This is a genomic window from Aquabacterium sp. NJ1, from assembly GCF_000768065.1.
In the GTDB taxonomy this organism is placed as follows: domain Bacteria; phylum Pseudomonadota; class Gammaproteobacteria; order Burkholderiales; family Burkholderiaceae_C; genus Aquabacterium.
Window position 1 is genome coordinate 2,093,812 of sequence record NZ_JRKM01000001.1, and the last position, 19,005, is coordinate 2,112,816.

General features: G+C 65.6%; 16 protein-coding genes. 8 read left to right on the forward strand and 8 right to left on the reverse strand.

Translation table 11 applies throughout. The features are described 5' to 3' along the window. Positions 1-70: 70 nt before the first annotated feature. Positions 71-1,189, forward strand: a complete 1,119-nt coding sequence (gene hemE / locus JY96_RS09005; RefSeq protein WP_035036765.1) for a uroporphyrinogen decarboxylase — start codon at positions 71-73, stop codon at positions 1,187-1,189. A 56-nt stretch (positions 1,190-1,245) separates the two neighbouring features. Here hemE and JY96_RS09010 read toward each other — a convergent pair whose 3' ends face one another. Next, the gene (locus JY96_RS09010) at positions 1,246-2,358 is read right to left on the reverse strand and encodes a septal ring lytic transglycosylase RlpA family protein (RefSeq protein ID WP_035041914.1); all 1,113 of its coding nucleotides are present in this window, start codon (positions 2,356-2,358) and stop codon (positions 1,246-1,248) included. Positions 2,359-2,486: 128 nt separating this feature from the next. On the opposite strand from JY96_RS09010, the gene JY96_RS09015 reads away from it, so the two are divergent. Further along, on the forward strand, positions 2,487-3,746 hold the full coding sequence (locus tag JY96_RS09015; RefSeq protein ID WP_035036768.1) for an alpha/beta fold hydrolase: 1,260 nt from the start codon (positions 2,487-2,489) through the stop codon (positions 3,744-3,746). A gap of 123 nt (positions 3,747-3,869) precedes the next feature. Here the strand turns inward: JY96_RS09015 and JY96_RS09020 are convergent, their stop codons facing one another. Further along, on the reverse strand, positions 3,870-4,544 hold the full coding sequence (locus JY96_RS09020; RefSeq protein ID WP_035036771.1) for a PEP-CTERM sorting domain-containing protein: 675 nt from the start codon (positions 4,542-4,544) through the stop codon (positions 3,870-3,872). A gap of 261 nt (positions 4,545-4,805) precedes the next feature. Between JY96_RS09020 and JY96_RS09025 the strand changes: the two genes are divergently transcribed. Together JY96_RS09025 and JY96_RS09030 are read left to right on the forward strand one after the other, a co-directional pair. After that, positions 4,806-6,920, forward strand: coding sequence for an ATP-dependent helicase (locus tag JY96_RS09025; protein WP_035036774.1), 2,115 nt, complete (start codon positions 4,806-4,808; stop codon positions 6,918-6,920). A 261-nt stretch (positions 6,921-7,181) separates the two neighbouring features. After that, on the forward strand, positions 7,182-7,604 hold the full coding sequence (locus JY96_RS09030; protein WP_035036777.1) for an OsmC family protein: 423 nt from the start codon (positions 7,182-7,184) through the stop codon (positions 7,602-7,604). Positions 7,605-7,624: 20 nt separating this feature from the next. Here JY96_RS09030 and coq7 read toward each other — a convergent pair whose 3' ends face one another. The 6 genes from coq7 to JY96_RS09060 form a co-directional block, all read right to left on the reverse strand. Continuing rightward, complete coding sequence (gene coq7 / locus JY96_RS09035) at positions 7,625-8,293, reverse strand: 2-polyprenyl-3-methyl-6-methoxy-1,4-benzoquinone monooxygenase (RefSeq protein ID WP_235333887.1); 669 nt, start codon at positions 8,291-8,293, stop codon at positions 7,625-7,627. Between the two features lie 107 nt (positions 8,294-8,400). Beyond that, on the reverse strand, positions 8,401-9,555 hold the full coding sequence (rodA, locus tag JY96_RS09040) for a rod shape-determining protein RodA (protein ID WP_035036780.1): 1,155 nt from the start codon (positions 9,553-9,555) through the stop codon (positions 8,401-8,403). Further along, positions 9,552-11,777, reverse strand: a complete 2,226-nt coding sequence (gene mrdA, locus JY96_RS09045) for a penicillin-binding protein 2 (RefSeq protein WP_052162312.1) — start codon at positions 11,775-11,777, stop codon at positions 9,552-9,554. The genes rodA and mrdA overlap by 4 nt, the downstream gene beginning before the upstream one ends. Positions 11,778-11,801: 24 nt before the next feature. After that, a complete protein-coding gene (mreD, locus tag JY96_RS09050) occupies positions 11,802-12,317 on the reverse strand; it encodes a rod shape-determining protein MreD (RefSeq protein WP_035036783.1) in 516 nt (171 codons plus the stop codon). Further along, the gene (gene mreC, locus JY96_RS09055) at positions 12,314-13,282 is read right to left on the reverse strand and encodes a rod shape-determining protein MreC (RefSeq protein ID WP_052162313.1); all 969 of its coding nucleotides are present in this window, start codon (positions 13,280-13,282) and stop codon (positions 12,314-12,316) included. The genes mreD and mreC overlap by 4 nt, the downstream gene beginning before the upstream one ends. 72 nt (positions 13,283-13,354) lie before the next feature. Continuing rightward, entirely contained in the window at positions 13,355-14,398 is a 1,044-nt protein-coding gene (locus tag JY96_RS09060; RefSeq protein ID WP_035036785.1) for a rod shape-determining protein, read from the reverse strand. Positions 14,399-14,742: 344 nt separating this feature from the next. Here JY96_RS09060 and gatC point away from each other — a divergent pair, with 344 nt between their 5' ends. From gatC to gatB, 4 genes are read left to right on the forward strand one after another with little or no spacing between them, the layout of a single operon-like run. Continuing rightward, positions 14,743-15,042 (forward strand): Asp-tRNA(Asn)/Glu-tRNA(Gln) amidotransferase subunit GatC, encoded by a 300-nt coding sequence (gene gatC, locus JY96_RS09065; protein ID WP_035036788.1) that lies wholly within the window; start codon positions 14,743-14,745, stop codon positions 15,040-15,042. Next, on the forward strand, positions 15,039-16,532 hold the full coding sequence (gene gatA / locus JY96_RS09070) for an Asp-tRNA(Asn)/Glu-tRNA(Gln) amidotransferase subunit GatA (RefSeq protein ID WP_035036791.1): 1,494 nt from the start codon (positions 15,039-15,041) through the stop codon (positions 16,530-16,532). Before gatC ends, gatA begins: the two co-directional genes overlap by 4 nt. Continuing rightward, the gene (locus JY96_RS09075; protein WP_081961148.1) at positions 16,529-17,398 is read left to right on the forward strand and encodes a metal-dependent hydrolase; all 870 of its coding nucleotides are present in this window, start codon (positions 16,529-16,531) and stop codon (positions 17,396-17,398) included. The genes gatA and JY96_RS09075 overlap by 4 nt, the downstream gene beginning before the upstream one ends. Positions 17,399-17,403: 5 nt before the next feature. Beyond that, positions 17,404-18,897 (forward strand): Asp-tRNA(Asn)/Glu-tRNA(Gln) amidotransferase subunit GatB, encoded by a 1,494-nt coding sequence (gene gatB / locus JY96_RS09080; protein ID WP_035036795.1) that lies wholly within the window; start codon positions 17,404-17,406, stop codon positions 18,895-18,897. The last annotated feature ends 108 nt before the right edge of the window (positions 18,898-19,005 follow it).

Here is a 19,005-nt window from a genome sequence, read left to right on the forward strand (position 1 = left end):
ACGCACCCCAGCCCATGCGACCTGACACGCGTCAGTGGGTCACACCGGCAGGACTGCCTACAATCCCGGGATGACTGCCGCCTCCACCCCCTCCAGCATCGCCCTGCCCCCACTGGCCAACGACCGCTTCCTGCGTGCCTGTTTGCGCCTGCCCACGGATTACACGCCGGTGTGGTTGATGCGCCAGGCGGGCCGCTACCTGCCGGAGTACCGCGCCACGCGTGACAAGGCCGGCAGCTTCATGGGCCTGGCCACCAACAAGGAGGCCGCCTGCGAGGTGACGCTGCAGCCGCTGGACCGCTACGACCTGGATGCGGCCATCCTCTTCAGCGACATCCTCACCGTGCCGGATGCCATGGGCCTGGGCCTGAGTTTCGCGGCCGGCGAAGGCCCCAAGTTCGCGTCCCCCGTGCGTGACGAAGCAGCAGTGGACAAGCTGGCCGTGCCCGACATGGACAAGCTGCGCTACGTGTTCGATGCCGTCAGCACGATCCGCCAGGCCTTGTCCGATGACCAGGGTGTGGGCCGCGTGCCGCTGATCGGCTTCTCGGGCAGCCCCTGGACGCTGGCCTGCTACATGGTCGAAGGCGGCGGCTCGGATGACTACCGCCTGGTCAAGACGCTGATGTACCAGCGCCCCGACCTGATGCACCGCATCCTGGCCATCAATGCCGACGCCGTGGCGCTGTACCTCAATACCCAGATCGAAGCCGGCGCGCAGGCCGTGATGGTGTTCGACTCCTGGGGGGGTGTGCTGGCCGATGGCGCCTTCCAGCAGTTCAGCCTGGCCTACACGAAGCGTGTGCTGGCCCAGTTGAAGAAAGAGCACAAGGGCTACCGCATCCCGCACATCGTGTTCACCAAGGGTGGCGGCATCTGGATCGACGAGATCGCCGACAGCGGCTGCGACGTGGTCGGACTGGACTGGACCATGAACCTGGGCAAAGCCCGCGCCATGGTCGGTAACCGCGTGGCCCTGCAAGGCAACCTGGACCCGAACGTGCTGTTTGCCGAACCGGAACAGATCCAGGCCGAGGTCATCAAGACGCTGGACAGCTTTGGCGTGCCCGGCCCGCAATCCGGTCATGTGTTCAACCTGGGCCACGGCATCAGCCAGTTCACGCCGCCTGAGAACGTGAGCGTGCTGGTGGACACGGTGCACGCCTACAGCCGCAAGCAGCGCGGCTGAGCCACCAGGCGCGATCAAACGTGATCGAGGGCGATCAGGGCTGGCGGGCGCCCTGATCAGCGGCGCTCGACCACCAGGGGCCGCAACTGCAAGGTGACCCTGGCCTGCTGCGCGGCGGCCAGCGCTTCGCTGCGCGAGCCATAAGGCCCCACCTGCAGCTTGAAATACGACGCCTCATGGAACACGGCCAGCATGGGCAACAAGTCGGCCATCTCGCTGGCCACCTTCTGCTGCAGGCGGTCCACGCCATCGCGCTTGCCCAGGGCGGCCAGCTGCACCCAGAAGCCCTTGGCATCAGGCGTGTAGGCCCGGGCCTGCGCCTCCTTGACCGGCACATCGGCAGAGGTGGCCGGCGCCTCGGACAGCGGCGTGACATCGGGCGCAACCGGCTGCGACACGCCCTTGGCCACCACGGACATGATGGGATCGTCACCCAGCTCCTTGGCGGTCGACAAAGACGTGACCGGCGAGCCGATGGATGCCCCCGCGGACGCCCCCGCTGAAGCCACCTGCACGGCATCCGGGTCCATCAGGGTGCCTCGGCGCCAGGCGCCGGAGCGGATCTCGTCAAAGGTCAGCCGCTCGATCTCGACCTGCGCACTGCCGGTGCTGACCATGCCCAGCTTGACCGCCGCGGCGTAACTCAGGTCCATCACGCGGTTGGAGTGAAAGGGGCCGCGGTCATTGATGCGCACGATGGTTTCCTTGCCATTGGCCAGGTTGCGCACGCGGGCGTAGCTGGGAATGGGCAAGGTGCGGTGCGCAGCCGTCAGGCCGTACATGCTGAACATTTCGCCGCTGGCCGTGCGACGGCCATGGAACTTCGTGCCATACCAGGAGGCCTGGCCGCGCTCCTTCCAGCTGACATCGGCCGCCACGGGCTCATAGCTCTGCCCCAGCACCACATAAGGTTTGTTGGGGCCACCCGGCTTGATGGGCTCCACCTGCGGCACCGGGTCGGGCAAGGACGCCAGATTGGGCGGCGCGTCGCTGGGCGGGCCGTCCTTGTCGGGGTTGCGCAAGCCGGGCTCCAGTGGGCGACCGACAGGGGCTTGTGCCCGCATGCCACCGGGCTGGGGCCCCGAGGCGCAGCCCGCCACCAGCGCAGCCAGGGCCATCAGCCCCAGCGCAGGCCAACGGGAAGGATGTAATGATGCGCGGCGTGACATGGTGGGCACCATAACCGATACACGGCCGGCTGTGCACGCGGTAAGCCCCTGAGCGGTAACGCGATGCATCCTTTGCACATCGCGGCACAATGTGAGCTGTCACCGAAACCGCCCTGCCCCTGTCCATCATGTCCAAACCTCTGGAACACGCCTTCGATCACCCTTTTGAGCGCGGCATGCGCAACCGCCGAGCCGCCCTGGGCGATGCCTGGGTGGACAAGTCCGTGGCCAAGGCCAACGCCTTCAATGCCGAATTCCAGCACTTCATCACGGACTACGCCTGGCACGGCGTGTGGGGCCGCCCCGGCCTGGACTGGAAGACGCGCCGCATCATCGTGATGGCCGTGACCTGTGCACTGGGCCGCTGGGATGAGTTCGAGATCCACATGCGCGGCTCGCTCACGCCAGGCAACGCCCACACGCTGAGCCCGGAAGAGGTGCGCGAGGCCCTGATCCAGATTGCCATCTATGCGGGCGTACCAGCCGCCAACACCGGCTTCGCCAAGGCACTGGGCATCATGCGCGAACTGGGCATCGAGCCGCCACCGCATCCAGCCGACCAGTCCTGGCACCCGGGCGTTGGTCGCTCGGTGTTCACCAGCACGCGCCCCAAGCTGCACGCCACCGTGCGCGAGGCACGCCACGGGCAGGCTGCACACACCATCGTGCTGAGCCACGCACTGGGCCAGGACAGCTCGATGTGGGACCTGGTGGCCAACGAGCTGGCCGCCACCTGTCGGGTGATCTGCCCGGACACGCGCGGGCATGGCCGCTCGCAGATCCCGTCCGAGCCCCTGTCCATGACCGAACTGGCTGCCGATGCCGCACGCCTGATCGACGAGGTCGCCGAAGGCGAGCCGGTGATCTGGGTGGGCCTGTCGATGGGCGGCATGATCGGCCAGGAGCTGGCCATCCGTCACCCCGACAAGGTCAAGGCCCTGGTGCTGGCCAATACCACCAGCGGCTACACGGCGGCCGGCCGTGAAGCCATCGGGCAACGCATCGAAACCGTCGAGTCCTACGGCTTGAGCGCCATCAGCACCAACACCATGGTGCGCTTTTTCAGCGAAGCCTTCCGCCAGCAGCATGCGGCCACCGTGGCCCGCCACCAGCGCCTGCTGGAGGCGACCGACCCGGAAGGCTACACCGCCTGCGCCGCCGCGCTGTGCGATATGGACACCTCCGGCAAACTCAACCTGATCCGCGTGCCGACCCTGGTGATTGCCGGCAGCCACGACGAGGGCACGCCAGTGGACATGGCGCTCGCGCTCGCACGGGGCATCCACGGGTCGCAGATGGTGACGCTGCAGGGCTGTGCCCACCTGAGTGCCGTTGAACAACCGCAGGCTTTTGCCGAGGTGCTGGGCGAGTTCGTCGCCAGCATTTGAACGGGTTCGCGCACCAAGGCGCGTGCCCATGAAAAAACCCCGCAGTGCCGAAAGGCATGCGGGGTTTTCAGTATCAGGCCAGCCGGATGACCGGCCCGGGCTCGTTTGTCTCTTCTACTCTTGTCAGGCTGCGCGGCGACGGGCCACGGCGGCCACGCCCACCAGACCCAGGCCCATCAAGGCATAAGTGGCGGGCTCGGGGATGGCAGGCGTGCTGGCCAGTGCGCCAATGAAGTGCACGCTGGTGTTCAGGCCCAACAGACCCGTGTAGGGGCTGGCGACGTTACCCAGGTCGATCATCGGCACGGTACCGGCCTTGGAAAAAGCCGCAGCGGTCACACCGGAGCCGGTGATGGTCAGGGTCGTGGTTTCACCTTCGGCAAAGGTCTTCGACGCGAAGTCGATGTTCCAGGGGTAGGTGTAACCAGCGTCCTTGATCTGGGGCAGCAGCCAGTTGTAGCCGGAACCAAAAGCCAGCGACGTGTTGGACGACGTCAGCTTGAGGGTACCGTTCGGGCCAGCCAGCCACAGGGCTTCGACGAAGGTCCCGCCGGTCTTGGACGGGAACGCATTGGTCGGCTGGGTCAAGGTCACTTGCACGCCACCGGTGATGTCGGCGATGGTCAACGAGGCCACCGAGTAGCTCAGTGTCTTCGTGTCCAGCAGATCCAGCGCGGTGGACGTGTCAAAGAACGTCTTGAAGTCATACGAATAGCTGGCAGCCCAGCTGGCGGACGAGGCCAGGCTGAGTGCAGCAATGCCGGCGGCCACAGCCGTTCGGCGCACTAACTTGATCATGGAATCTCCTCTCTTGGCGGGTGGGCGTTGAGGGTGGTCCACATCACATACAGCTCGAAATGCGTGACTTTTTACCCAACGTTAGGCGATCGTAAAGATTTAATGCTTCGCATCAAAGAGGGGTTGTCCCGCCCCTCACTTATGGGGCCCTCAACGACATTTCATGATGCGGCAGCTGGCGTGATATCACGCCCGACATCGCGCGCTTGCTCTATGCTTGCCCCCTTGCCCGCCCCTGATCTGCCTGTTTTTTGAGCACTGATGTCGTCCCACGCTGACCACGCCGCCCCGCCCATGATGAACCCGGCCCAGATGGCCGCCGTGCAACACCTGGACAGCCCCTGCCTGGTGCTGGCCGGCGCCGGATCCGGCAAGACACGCGTGATCACCCACAAGATCGCCCGCCTGTTGCAACCAGGCCCGGGCGCGGACCTGGCGCCCTCGCAGATCGGTGCCATCACCTTCACCAACAAGGCCGCCGCCGAAATGCGCGACCGGGTCAAGGCGCTGATTGGCCCCAAGGCGGCATCCAAGCTGCTGGTGTGCACCTTCCACTCCCTGGGGGTGCGGCTGTTGCGCGAGGATGGCGAGGCACTCGGCCTCAAGCCCACTTTCTCGATTCTGGACAGCGACGACGTCACCAGCATCCTGCGCGACGCCGGCGCCACCACAGACGCCAAGCTGGCGCGCAGCTGGCAATGGCAGATCAGCCTGTGGAAGAACATGGGGCTGACCAGCGGCCAGGCCATGTCGCACATCAAGACGGACGAAGAGCAGATCGCCGTGCGAGTGATGAAGCTGTATGAAGAACGCCTGCTGGCCTACCAGGCGGTGGACTTCGACGACCTCATCAGCCTGCCGCTCAAGCTGCTGGCCGAGCACGAGCATGTGCGCCTCAAATGGCAGCGCCAGTTACGCCACGTGCTGGTGGACGAGTACCAGGACACCAACGCCACGCAGTACGAGCTGCTCAAGCTGCTGGTGGGCCAGCAGGGCATCTTCACGGCGGTGGGCGATGACGACCAGTCCATCTACGGCTGGCGTGGCGCCACGCTGGACAACCTCAAGCGACTGCCGCAGGACTTCCCCAACCTGAAGGTGATCCCGCTGGAGCAGAACTACCGCTCCACCTCGGCCATCCTGCGGGCGGCCAACAACGTCATCGAAAGCAACCCCAAGCTGTTCCAGAAGACGCTGTGGTCGGACCTGGGCGAGGGCGACCCGGTCAAGCTCATGGAGTGCGACAACGAAGAGCACGAGGCCGAGCGCACCGTTTCGCACTTCATGATGCTGCGCATGAACCTGCTGGAGCGCCATCCCGGTGACCCGAGCAAGACGGACTGGAACAACTTCGCCATCCTGTACCGCGCCAACCACCAGGCCCGGCCCTTCGAGCAGGCGCTGCGCAAGGCCAACATCCCTTACAAGGTGTCGGGCGGGCAGAGCTTTTTCGACAAGGCCGAGATCAAGGACCTGTGCGCCTGGCTGCGCCTGCTGCTCAACAATGACGATGACCCGGCCTTCCTGCGCGCGGTGACCACGCCCAAGCGCGGCATCGGCCACCAGACGCTGGGCTCCTTGGGCGAGTTCGCGGGCAAGTGGAAGGTCAGCCTGTTCGAGGCGCTGTTCTCGGAATCCCTGTCTGCCTCACTGAGCGCCAAGGCGCTGGGCAGCCTGCACGAGTTCGGCCGCTACGTGAACGACCTGGAGTACAAGGCGCGGCAGACCTATGGCAGCGAGGCCGCCAAGGAGATGCTGATGGACTGGTTGAAAGACATCGGCTACGAGCAGCACCTGTACGACAACGAGGAAAACGAGAAGGTGGCTGCGGCCCGCTGGACGAACGTGCTCGACTTCATCGACTGGGTGGCCAAGCGCTGCGGCGGTGAGATCGAGAACGATGGCGGCATGAGCCACGAGACCGAGAAGAAAAGCGTGCTGGAGATCGCCCAGCTGATCTCGCTGATCACCAGCCTGGCCGAGCGCGAAAGCGACCAGAAGCAGGTGACCTTGTCGACCCTGCACGCCTCCAAAGGCCTGGAGTGGCCGCACGTGGTGCTGGCGGGCGTCAACGAAGGCTCACTGCCGTTTTCGCGCGAGGAAGGCGAGATCACGCCCCAACAGGTCGAGGAAGAGCGCCGCCTGATGTACGTGGGCATCACCCGTGCCCGGCTGACGCTGGGCGTGAGCGTGCTCAAGCGCCGCAAGAAAGGGCGCGAGTATGTGCAGGCCATGCCCAGCCGCTTCGTCGCGGAGATGAAGCTGGGCGAAGGCGGCGGGCCGAAGGAAGACCCGCGCGAGAAGCTCAAGCGCCTGCGTGAGGAGATGGCGGCCAAGGCGGCGGCATCCAAGGCCGCAGCGCGCGCTCAGGGATGAGTGCGAGCACTCACTTCAGCGTCACACTTCTTGCACTGAGCCAAAAAAAAACCCGAGATTTGAATCTCGGGTTTCAGAATCCACCAAAAGGAGGAGTGGAGGAGACAAACGAAACAAGCACGTGTAAGACAGTTCAATTGTTGAAAAGTTCCACACGGCTGAAACAAATTGTAAAGCAGGCGTGATTATTTCGCAAGGGTTTCACCGAGGCACAATGCGAACCCATCGCCGAGGCGATGACTTAGCGCAAGGACTCCGCAAATGGAATGCACGATCAACTGGCAACCCACCTCCGGCATGGCTTTCATGGCGGAAACCGGCAGTGGCCACATCATCAACATGGATGGCGCCCCGGAAGGCGGCGGCCGCAACCTGGCCCCCCGGCCCATGGAAACCGTGCTGGCCGGCACCGGTGGCTGCACGGCTTATGACGTGGTGCTGATCCTCAAGCGGGGCCGCCACGACATTCGCGGCTGCCAGGTCAAGCTCACGGCCGAGCGCGCCGAGACCGACCCCAAGGTGTTCACCAAGGTCAACATGCACTTTGTCGTGACGGGCGTGAACCTGCCGGATTCGGCCGTGGCCCGCGCCATCCAGATGTCGCACGAGAAGTACTGCTCGGCCTCGATCATGATCGGCAAGACCGCCGAGATCACGACCAGCTTCGAGATCGTCGCGGCCTGATCGGGCTCCCGGCCAAGGGGTCAGATGTAGTGCGCCGTGGTCGTCATGACCTTGGCGGCCAGGCGCATCAGGCCCCGCACGGGTGAAGGCAACTCGATGCCACCCGCGCGCTGTGCCGCATCGGCGTGGGCCACCTCGTCGTCGCGCATCTGGGCCACGATGGCCTTGGATGCCGCATCCCCTGCGGGCAGGCGGTCCATGTGGCTGTTGAGGTGGTGCTCCACCTGGCGCTCGGTTTCCACCACGAAGCCCAGGCTGATCTTGTCGCCCGCCCTGGCGGCCAGCAGGCCGATGCCAAACGCCCCGGCGTACCACAGCGGGTTGAGCAGGCTGGTGCGGCTGCCCAGCGCCTTGAGGCGCTGCTCCGTCCAGGCCAGGTGATCGGTTTCTTCGCGCGCGGCGGCCTCGAACTGGGCCTTGAGCGCCGGGCTGTCGGTGCCCCAGGCTTGCGAGGCATACAGGGCCTGCGCGCACACTTCGCCCACGTGGTTCACCCGCATCAGCGAGGCCGACAGGCGTTTTTCTTCCTCTGACAGTGCCGTGGCTTCCGGTTCGGCGGGTTGCGGGCAAGGCCGCGTGGCCACGTGCTCGGCGAAGACCGTGCGCAAGGCCGTGTCGAAGGACATGATCAGGCGGTCCATGCCGTCGTGGCGGATGGCCGAAGAAGAGGCGCGGGCAGACGTGTTCATGGGCGGGATGTTAACGCCCCGGCATGCCTGCTGTCTTGCGCCGGATCAGGCCCTCATGGGTATGCGCGGCGGGGCATGTGCGGCGCCTGCAAGCCGGGGCCCGCCGCTCAACGCTGCATCAGCCCGCGGCTCTTGGCGATCGACATCAGCATGCCCAGGCCCAGGCCCAGGGTGACCATGGCCGTGCCGCCATAACTGATGAAGGGCAAGGGCACGCCCACCACGGGCAGGATGCCGCTGACCATGCCCATGTTGACGAAGGCATAGGTGAAGAAGCTCAGGGAAATCGCCCCGGCCAGCAGGCGAGAGAACAGCGTGGGGGCCTGCGACGCGATCACCAGCCCGCGGAAGATCAGGGCCAGGAAGCCCACCATCAGCGTGATGCCACCGGCCAGGCCGTGCTCCTCGGCATAGGCCGCAAACACGAAGTCGGTGGTGCGCTCGGGGATGAACTCCAGGTGGGTCTGCGTGCCTTGCATGAAGCCCTTGCCCATCACCCCGCCCGAACCGATGGCGATCATGCCCTGGATGATGTGAAAGCCCTTGCCCAGCGGGTCGGTGGTCGGGTCCAGCAGGGTGCAGACGCGGTTCTTCTGGTACTCGTGCAGGCCCACCCATTTGACGCCAGGCTGGCACAACTGGGTCTGGTAGGCCACGATCAGGGTGATGCCCACGGCACCCGCCACCAGCACGGGCAGGATCAGGCGCCAGTTCAGGCCAGCGAAATAGATGACATACAGGCCCGAGGACAGAACCAGCATGGCCGTGCCCAGATCAGGCTGCTTGAGGATGAAGGCCACCGGCAAGAGCACCAGCGCACCGGCAGCGGCAAAGTCCAGGCCGCGCAACTGCCCTTCACGCCGCTGGAACCACCACGCCAGCATCAGCGGCATGGCGATCTTCAGGATCTCGGAGGGCTGGATGACCATGCCCACGTTCAGCCAGCGCGTGGCGCCTTTCTTGGTGATGCCGAACACGGCCGTGGCCAGCAGCAGCGCCATGCCCACGGTGTACAGCGGCACGGCCAGTGCCATCAACTTCTGCGGCGGGATCTGGGCCACCAGGAACAGCATCAGCGCGGCCAGCATCACGTTGCGGGACTGGTCGACAAAGCGCGAGCCATTGTCAAACCCCACCGAGTACATGTTGACCAGGCCCAGCGCGCACATGAAGACCACGATGCAGATCAGGGGCAGGTCAAAGCCCTGAAACACCGGCTTGATGCGCTGCCACCAGGAAGGTTTGTCAAAGGCCACGCTCACGGCAGCTCCTTGGAGGCGGCCGGGCTGGCCGCGTTGGTCGGATGACGGGGCATGGGCGCCGGCGCGGGGGCGCTCACCGAGGCTGGCTGCGAAGGTGCCGCCGGCGAGGGCCAGGCGGGCGCACCAAGCGGAGCTACCGCCGAAGCAGGCGCTGCCGATGAGGCCGCCACCGTACTGGATGCGGCACCGGATGCGGCAGACGCGGCGCTGGCAGCCGAGGCAGCCGAGGCCGCAGCGTCCGGCGTTGTGGGCACGTCCGCACCAAAAGCGTCCAGGCCACGAGGCAGCGGCATGGCCGAGGCCTTGCGCGGCACACCGATCGGGCTGGCCGCCTTGCCGATCTGCACAGCAGCAATGTCTTCTTCGCTGGGGTATTGGTCCATCAGCAGATAGTCCAGCACGCGGCGCGCGATGGGTGCAGCGGCCTCGGAGCCAAAGCCCGCGTTCTCGACGATCACGGCCAGCGCCACGCGGGGGTTCTCCAGCGGGGCAAAGGCTTCATACAGCGAATGGTCACGCTTGTATTCGTCCATCTTGGAGGCCACGTATTTTTCATTCTGGCGCAGGCCCACAGCCTGAGCGGTACCCGTCTTGCCACCGCTCTTGTAGCCAGCCCCGATGAACACACGTGTCGAGGTGCCCTCTTGCGTCACACCGTACATGGCATCGCGGATGAAGGCCGTGTGCTCGGGCTTGTACACCAGCGGCGTCAGGGCCTGGCTGGAACTGACGCGGCGCTCGCGGGTCAGCACGTTTTCAATCTCGCGCACCACACGAGGCTGGTAGCGCTGGCCGTCGCTGGCCAGCGTCGCCAGGGCCGTGGCCATCTGCAGCATGGTGAAGTTGTTGTAGCCCTGGCCGATGCCCAGCGAAATCGTCTCGCCGGCGTACCACTTGCGCTGCTCGGGCCGCTTGTAGGCATTGCGCTTCCATTCGGTGGAGGGCAGGATGCCGGTCACCTCGCCCTTGAGGTCGATGCCCGTCAGCCGGCCAAAGCCCAGCGGCGCCATCTGGTCATGGATGGTGTCCACGCCCAGGTCATTGGCCAGCGAATAGAAGTACACGTTGCTGGACTCGACGATGGCGCGGCGCATGTTCATGGCCCCGCCGCGTTCGTTCTCGGGGCTGCGGAACTTGTGGCCACCGAACATGAAGAAACCGTTGTCCATGACGATGGTGGCGGGGTTGCGCTTGCCGGTGTTGAGCGCCGCCAGGGCCATGAAGGGTTTGTAGGTGGAGCCCGGCGGATACGTGCCGCGCAGGGCCCGGTTCAGCAGCGGCTTGTCGGCCGATTCGTTGAGCTCTTTCCAGTTCTCGCTGTCGATGCCGTCCACGAACAGGTTGGGGTCGAACGTCGGCTTGGAGACGAAGGCCAGGACCTCGCCATTGCGCGGGTCGATGGCCACCAGCGCACCGCGGCGGTCGCCATACAGGCGCTCGATCAGGGCCTGCAGCTTGATGTCGATCGACAGGTGGACCGTGTTGCCGGGCGTGGCCGGGTTGGAGCGCAAACGCCGCACCGCGCGGCCACCCGCGCTGGTCTCGACCTCTTCGAAACCCGTGATGCCATGCAGCTCGCGCTCATAGCTCTGCTCGATGCCCAGCTTGCCGATGTGCTCGGTGCCGCGGTAGTTGGCCTGGTCCTCGTCGGACCAGTCCTCCATGGCATCGGCCTCCCGCTGGTTGATGCGCCCGATGTAGCCCAGCACGTGGCTGGCCAGTTCACCATAGGGGTAATGGCGGAACAGGCGGGCCTGGATGTCGACACCGGGGAAGCGGAAGCGTTGCGCGGTGAAGCGGGCCACCTCCTCATCCGTCAGACGGGTGCGGATGGGGATGGACTCGAAGCTCCTGGACTCTTCACGAAGACGCTTGAAGCGGCGGCGGTCACGCGCCTGGATCTCGACGATGTGGGACAGCGCGTCGATCGTGGCCTCGACGTCGTCGACCTTGGAGGGCGTGATCTCCAGCGTGTAGGCCGAGTAGTTGTTGGCCAGCACCACGCCGTTGCGGTCCACGATCAGGCCCCGGTTGGGCACGATGGGCACCACGGCGATGCGGTTGTTCTCGGCCTGGGTCGCCAGGTCTTCATGGCGCACGACCTGCAGCGTGTACAGGCGGAACACCAGCAGCCCGAAGCAGAACAGCACGAAGCCCGCAGCCGCCCAAAGGCGAGCGCGGAAACGGCTCAGCTCCTGTTCGAGGTTCTTGAGTTCGGTCATGCGGGGCGCGGCTGGGAACCCGGCTTACAGCGGGCGGTTCTTGTCGCGGTCAGGCGCACGGCGTTGCGGCGCCAGCAGCAGGAAGGACGCCACCGGCCACAACAGCGACTCGACCAACGGTGCACCGAGCAGCCCCCAACCAGGGAAGGAGGCGCCGGCGACCATGCGCACCAGCAGGGACACGGCATGCGCTGCCACGAACAAGGGCACGATCTGCACGGCCTGCGACGCCACCGTGAACCACAGCAGGCGGCGGTGCACCGTGATGGCAAAGAAGCTCAGCAGTGTGTAGGCCAGGGCATGCTGGCCCAGCAGCGCGCCCTGGTGCACGTCCATCAGCAGGCCCAACACGAAGGCGCCGCCCACGCCCACGCGGCGAGGCTGGTGCACGTTCCAGAACACCAGCGCAACGGCCAGGAAGTCCGGCACACCGGCGACCCGGCCCCAGGGCAGCATGTTCAGGCACAGGGCCACGAACAGCGAGAACCAGATGAACAGCGGGTTGACGGGGAGCAGCAGTTCGCTGCCGCGCGGCATCATGGTTTGCCTCCGGTTTCTTTCTTGCTGGCAGGATGGTGAACCTTGCCGTGGCGGCTGGCGCTTTCCGCGGCAGAGGCGGACGCAGAGGCCGCATCAGCGGGCCGCTCGGGCATCTTGCCGGCGGTGGGCTCCAGCAGCAGCACGTGGCGCGTGCTGTCCGGGTTGGCCAGGGGCACCAGGCTGATGCGGGCAAAGGCCGAATCGGCACGGCGGTCCACCTGCAGCACCTTGGCCACGGGCAGGCCGGCCGGGTAGACACCGTCCAGGCCGGAGGTCTGCAGCACGTCACCCACCTGCACGTCGGCGTTGCCGGCCATGAAGCGCAACTCCATGCCGCGTGCGTGCGGGGTGCCGTAGGCCACGCCACGTTGCTGGGTGCGCACATTGACCACAGGCACAGCCGCATCCTTGTCGGTCACCAGGGTCACTTCAGACGTCAGGGGGTAGACCCGCGTGACCTGGCCCAGCACGCCGGCCTCATCGATCACCGGCGAGCCCAGCACCACCTTGGAGGCGCTGCCCTGGTCGATCACGACCTTGCGGGTGAAGGGGTCGGGCGCGTCATACTGGATTTCGGCGGCCATGCTGGCCACATCAATGCGTGGACGCAAGGCGAGCAAGGCACGCAGACGGGCGTTTTCGCGCTCCAGCTGGTCGGCGCGCATCACGCGTTCAGCCTGCTGCATCACCAGACGCTGCGCCCGGGCCTGCGCCTGCCTGGCCTCGTCCAACCCGGACAGGTAATGCCCGGCCGAATCCCACCATCTTGACGGGGCCAGCAGCACTTCCTGCACGGGGTGCAGGCCGGTGGCCACGAAGGCGCGCAGCGGTTGCGTGACCTTCCAGCGCGAGTCGGCCACCATCATGAACACCGCCAGCGCCGAGAAAAACATCAGACGCGTGAACGCCGAAGGCCCTTGCTTGAAGAAGGGCGGCGGCGTTCGATCCAGCGTGGCCAGGGGCATGGTGGCGGGTCAGCTCCCAATAACAAGCCAGGCGCCATGTTGGAGGCGCCTGTTGGTCACGACAAGAGGTGTTTATTCCGAGGTGAAGATGCTGCCCAGGCGCTCCATGCGCTCCAGGGCCATGCCGCAACCGCGCACCACACAGGTCAGCGGGTCTTCGGCCACCAGCACGGGCAGACCGGTTTCTTCGGCCAGCAGGCGGTCGAGATCACGCAGCAGCGCGCCACCACCGGTCAGCATCATGCCGCGCTCGGCGATGTCGGCGCCCAGTTCGGGTGGCGTCTGCTCCAGCGCGTTCTTGACGGCCGACACGATCTGGTTGAGCGGGTCGGTCAGGGCTTCGAGGATCTCGTTGGACGAGATGGTGAAGCTGCGCGGCACGCCTTCGGACAGGTTGCGGCCCTTGACTTCCATCTCCTTGACCTCGGAGCCGGGGAAGGCAGAACCGATTTCCTTCTTGATGGCTTCAGCGGTGGGCTCGCCGATCAGCATGCCGTAGTTGCGGCGGATGTAGTTGATGATGGATTCGTCGAACTTGTCGCCGCCCACGCGCACGGAGCCCTTGTAGACCATGCCGCCCAGGGAGATCACGCCCACTTCGGTCGTGCCGCCGCCGATGTCGACCACCATGGAGCCCGAGGCCTCGGACACCGGCAGGCCGGCGCCGATGGCCGCGGCCATCGGTTCTTCGATCAGGTAGACCTCGGAGGCACCGGCGCCCAGGGCCGATTCACGGATGGCGCGGCGCTCGACCTGGGTGGAGCCGCAGGGCACGCAGATGATGATGCGGGGAGACGGCTTGAGGACCGAGCGCGGGTGCACCATCTTGATGAACTGCTTGAGCATCTGCTCGGTGACGGTGAAGTCGGCGATCACGCCGTCCTTCATCGGGCGGATGGCCTCGATGTTGCCGGGCACCTTGCCCAGCATGGCCTTGGCCTCGGCGCCCACGGCCTGGATGGTCTTCTTGCCGTTGGGGCCACCCTCGTGGCGGATCGACACCACGGAGGGCTCGTCCAGCACGATGCCCTTGTCACGCACATAAATCAGCGTGTTGGCCGTGCCCAGGTCGATGGCCAGGTCGGTAGAAAAATACTTGCGAAACATTCCGTACATGCGGCGAACTCCGGCTCCGGGCCTTGTGCCGCTGCCGCCCTGGCGCAAAACCGATCAACGGCTCACCCGGCAAAACCGGGGAACGCGTCTGGTGCGAGGCGGAACGCTGGCGGGCAAAGGCCCCTGAAAACACGCGCGCAGCCTGCCTGCAATGACCCGGCTGCGCGACAAAACAATCACCCTGACCGCCAATGCGCCAATTCAGTGCAAATGCGGCTTGTGGATAACCTAGGATAATACCCCAAGGCCCTGCCCTTTCCCGCCTGCGCGGGGGTGAATTCCGCTTGTAAACGCAACGTAAATCACCCGGCATCGGCCACTGTCTGTTACCCCTGGATGAAGCCATGGCCCTGACCCCTGCCGACGTCAGCCGCATTGCCCAACTCGCCCGCCTCGAACTGAGTGCCGACGAGCAAGGCGCGATGCTGACGCAATTGAACGAATTCTTCGACATCGTCGAGAAGATGCGCGCGGTGGACACCTCCGGTGTCGAGCCGCTGTACACCCCCTTGTCCGCCATCGAGGACGTGACCCTGCGCCTGCGCGAGGACGCCGTCACCGAGCCCAACAACCGGGAGGCCAACATGGCCAACGCCCCCGCGCAAGACGGCGGCCTGTTCCTCGTGCCCAAGGTGATCGAATGACGACCGCATTGCATGACCTGACCCTGGCCGAGCAAAGCCAGCAACTGGCATCCGGCCAGACCACCAGCGTGGCGCTGACGCAGCACGCACTGGACCGCATCGCCGCGCACACCGAGCTGGGCGCCTTCCTGCATGTGGACGCCGCGGGCGCGCTAGCTGCCGCTGCCGCGTCCGATGCCCGCCGCGCGGCCGGCCAGGCCCTGAGCCCGCTGGATGGCGTGCCCATCGCGCACAAGGACATCTTCGTCACGCAAGGCCTGCCCACCACGGCGGCCTCGAAGATGCTCAAGGGCTACCAGTCGCCATTTGACGCCACCGTGGTGGCGCAGCTCAAGGCCGCTGGCGCGGTGACCGTGGGCAAGCTCAACTGCGACGAGTTCGCCATGGGTGGCGCCACCGAAAACTCCGCCTATGGTGTGGCCCGCAATCCGTGGATGCTGCAGCAGATCGCAGGCGGCTCGTCGGGTGGTTCAGCCGTGGCCGTCTCGGGGCGACTGGTGGCAGGCGCCACCGGCACCGACACGGGCGGCTCGATTCGCCAGCCTGCGGCGCTCACCGGCATCACCGGCATCAAGCCCACGTACGGCCGCTGCTCGCGCTACGGCATGATCGCCTTTGCCTCGTCGCTCGACCAGGCTGGCCCCATGGCCCGCACCGCCGAAGACTGCGCCATGCTGCTGCAAGCCATGAGCGGGTTTGACGAGCGCGATGCCACCAGCGCGCAAGAGCCTGTGCCCGACTTCATGGCCGTGATCAACACGCCCCGTGCCGATGCCACCACGGCCCAGCCGCTCAAGGGCCTGCGCGTGGGCGTGCCCAAGGAATTCTTCGGTGAAGGCGTGAGCGCCGATGTGCTGGCCGCCACGCGTGCAGCGCTGTCTCAGCTCGAAGCCATGGGCGCCACGCTGGTGGACATCAGCCTGCCACGCACCGAGTTGTCCATCCCCGTGTACTACATCATCGCGCCGGCCGAGGCCTCGTCCAACCTGAGCCGCTTTGATGGCGTCAAGTTCGGCCATCGTGCAGCCAAGTACGGTGACTTGAACGACATGTACCGCAAGACCCGCGCCGAAGGCTTCGGCCCCGAGGTCAAGCGTCGCATCATGATCGGCACCTATGTGCTGTCCCATGGTTATTACGATGCCTATTACTTGCAGGCACAGAAGCTGCGGCGCATGATTGCCGATGACTTCCAGGCCGCGTTCAAGGCCTGTGACGTGATCGCTGGCCCGGTGTCGCCCAGCGTCGCGCGGCCCATCGGTTCGCAAACCGACCCGGTGGCCGAGTACCTCGCCGACATCTTCACGCTGCCTGCCTCGCTGGCGGGCCTGCCCGGCATGAGCGTGCCCTGCGGCTTTGGTGAACACGGCCTGCCCGTTGGGCTGCAGTTGATCGGCAACTACTGGCAGGAAGCCGGTTTGCTGCACACCGCGCACGCCTTCCAGCAAGCCACCGACTGGCACCAGCGCCGCCCCGCGAGCCTGTCATGAACACCACTGCTTCAGCCCTCCACACGGATGGCATGACCGTGCGCCACCTCGATGTGGACATCAGTCAGGGCTTTCCGATCTACTGGAACAACAACGACGCCTACCGTTCGCAATTGCTGAACGCGTTGTCGTTCATGTTCCCGGTGGGCGAGCAGTTCTTCATCGACAGCGTGCGCCACTACGCCCAGGATGTGGCCGCGCAAGGCGACACGCAACTGGCGCAGGACATCAAGCACTTCGCCGGCCAGGAGGCCACGCACCGCCACCTGCACCAGCAGTACAACGACTTCCTGGTGGCCAAGGGCTACACGCCCTGGGTCGAAGAGGCGCTCAAGCGGGTGATCCGCCTCACGCGCTTCTTCTCGCCGCTGAGCAAGCTGGCCATCACCGTGTGCTACGAGCACTTCACCGCCATCCTGGGTGATGGCCTGCTGCGCCACCCAAGCTGGTCTGAAGGCATGGCCCCCACCATGCGCACCATCTGGCTGTGGCATGCGGCCGAAGAGTCCGAGCACAAGGCCGTGGCCTTCGACACCTACCGCGCCATGCATGGTGGCTACGGGCGCCTGCGTGCCTTTTACCTGCTGATCTCGCTGGAGTTCCTGGTGTACGCCTTCGTGCAAAGTACGATCATGCTGCTCAAGGACGGCCAGTTCTTCAAACGCCAGACCTGGGGCAGCGCGCTGCGCTTCTGGCTGGGCCGCGAAGGCATCCTGTGGCACACCGCGCCACACTGGCTGGCCTTCCTCAAGCCCGGCTTCCACCCCTGGCAACACGACAACCGGGCGCTGGTGGCGCGCTGGCGAGCTGAGTTCGCCAACGCCTACCGCCCCTTGACCCCACAAACTACGCGATCCCCCGCCTGACGCCCATGAGCTCTCTGTTGATCCGCGGCTACGAAGTCGTCATTGGCCTGGAAACCCACGTCCAGCTGTCCACCCAATCCAAGATCTTCTCTGGTGCCTCGACGCAATTTGGCGCCGAGCCCAATACCCAGTCCTGCCCGGTGGACCTGGCCCTGCCCGGCACCCTGCCCGTGATGAACAAGGGCGCGGTCGAACGCGCCATTGCCTTCGGCCTGTCGGTGGGCTCGCACATCGCGCCGCGCTCGATCTTCGCGCGCAAGAACTACTTCTACCCTGACCTGCCCAAGGGCTACCAGATCAGCCAGTACGAGATCCCCGTGGTGCAAGGCGGCACGGTCAGCTTCTTCGTGGGTGACAAGGAACACACCGTGCGCCTGGTGCGCGCCCACCTGGAAGAAGACGCGGGCAAATCGTTGCACGACGACTTCATCGGCTTCAACGGCGAGAAGTCTTCCGGCATCGACCTGAACCGCGCCGGCACGCCGCTGATCGAGATCGTGACCGAGCCCGATATCCGCACCAGCACCGAAGCCGCCGAGTACGCACGCGCCCTGCACACCCTGGTGGTGTGGCTGGGCATCTGCGACGGCAACATGCAGGAAGGCTCCTTCCGCTGTGACGTGAACATCTCGGTGCGCAAGCCTGGCGCGCCCTTGGGCACCCGCCGCGAGATCAAGAACCTCAACAGCTTCAAGCACATCGTGCAAGCGGCTGACTACGAGATCAACTGGCAAATCGACGAGATCGAAGACGGCCGCGCCATCCAGCAAGCCACCGTGCTGTTCAACCCCGACACGGGCGAGACACGCGCGATGCGCACCAAGGAAGACGCGCACGACTACCGCTACTTCCCCGACCCCGATCTGCCCCCGCTGGTGATCTCGCCGGAGTGGGTGGAACGTGTGCGCGCCACCATGCCCGAGCTGCCTCGTGTGATGGCCGCGCGCTTTGAAAGCGAGTACGGCCTGCCGGCTTATGACGCGGCCTTGATGACGCAATCGAAGGCGTTTGGTGCTTACTTCGAAGCAGCGGCCAAGGCATGCGGTAGCCCCAAGCTGGTGTCGAACTGGCTGATGGGCGAGGTCTCGCGCCGCCTGAACGCCGCCGAGCAAACCATCGAGCAATCGCCCATCAGCGCCGAGCTGCTGGCCGCGATGATCTCGCGCATTGCGGATGGCACCATCTCGAACAACGGCGCCAAGCAGGTGTTCGAGGCGCTGTGGAGCGGCGAAGGCATTGATGAGGCCACGGTGGTGGACAACCTCACGCGCGTGGACGACGTGATCGCCGCCAAGGGCCTCAAGCAGATGAGCGACACCGGCGAGCTGGAGAAGATCCTCGACGACATCCTGGCGGCCAACGCCAAGTCGGTTGAAGAGTTCCGCGCCGGCAAGGAAAAGGCCTTCAACGCGCTGGTGGGCCAGGCCATGAAGGCCACCAAGGGCAAGGCCAACCCGGCCACCGTCAACGAGCTGCTCAAGAAGAAGCTGGCGGGTTGATCCGGGCCGCCATGCCGGGCTCGCACATTGGCGAATCCGGCATGGCATTGGCGCGCACGGCACAGGCGTCGTCCCTAGGATGACGCCATCCTGCCGCTCGCCCCGCCC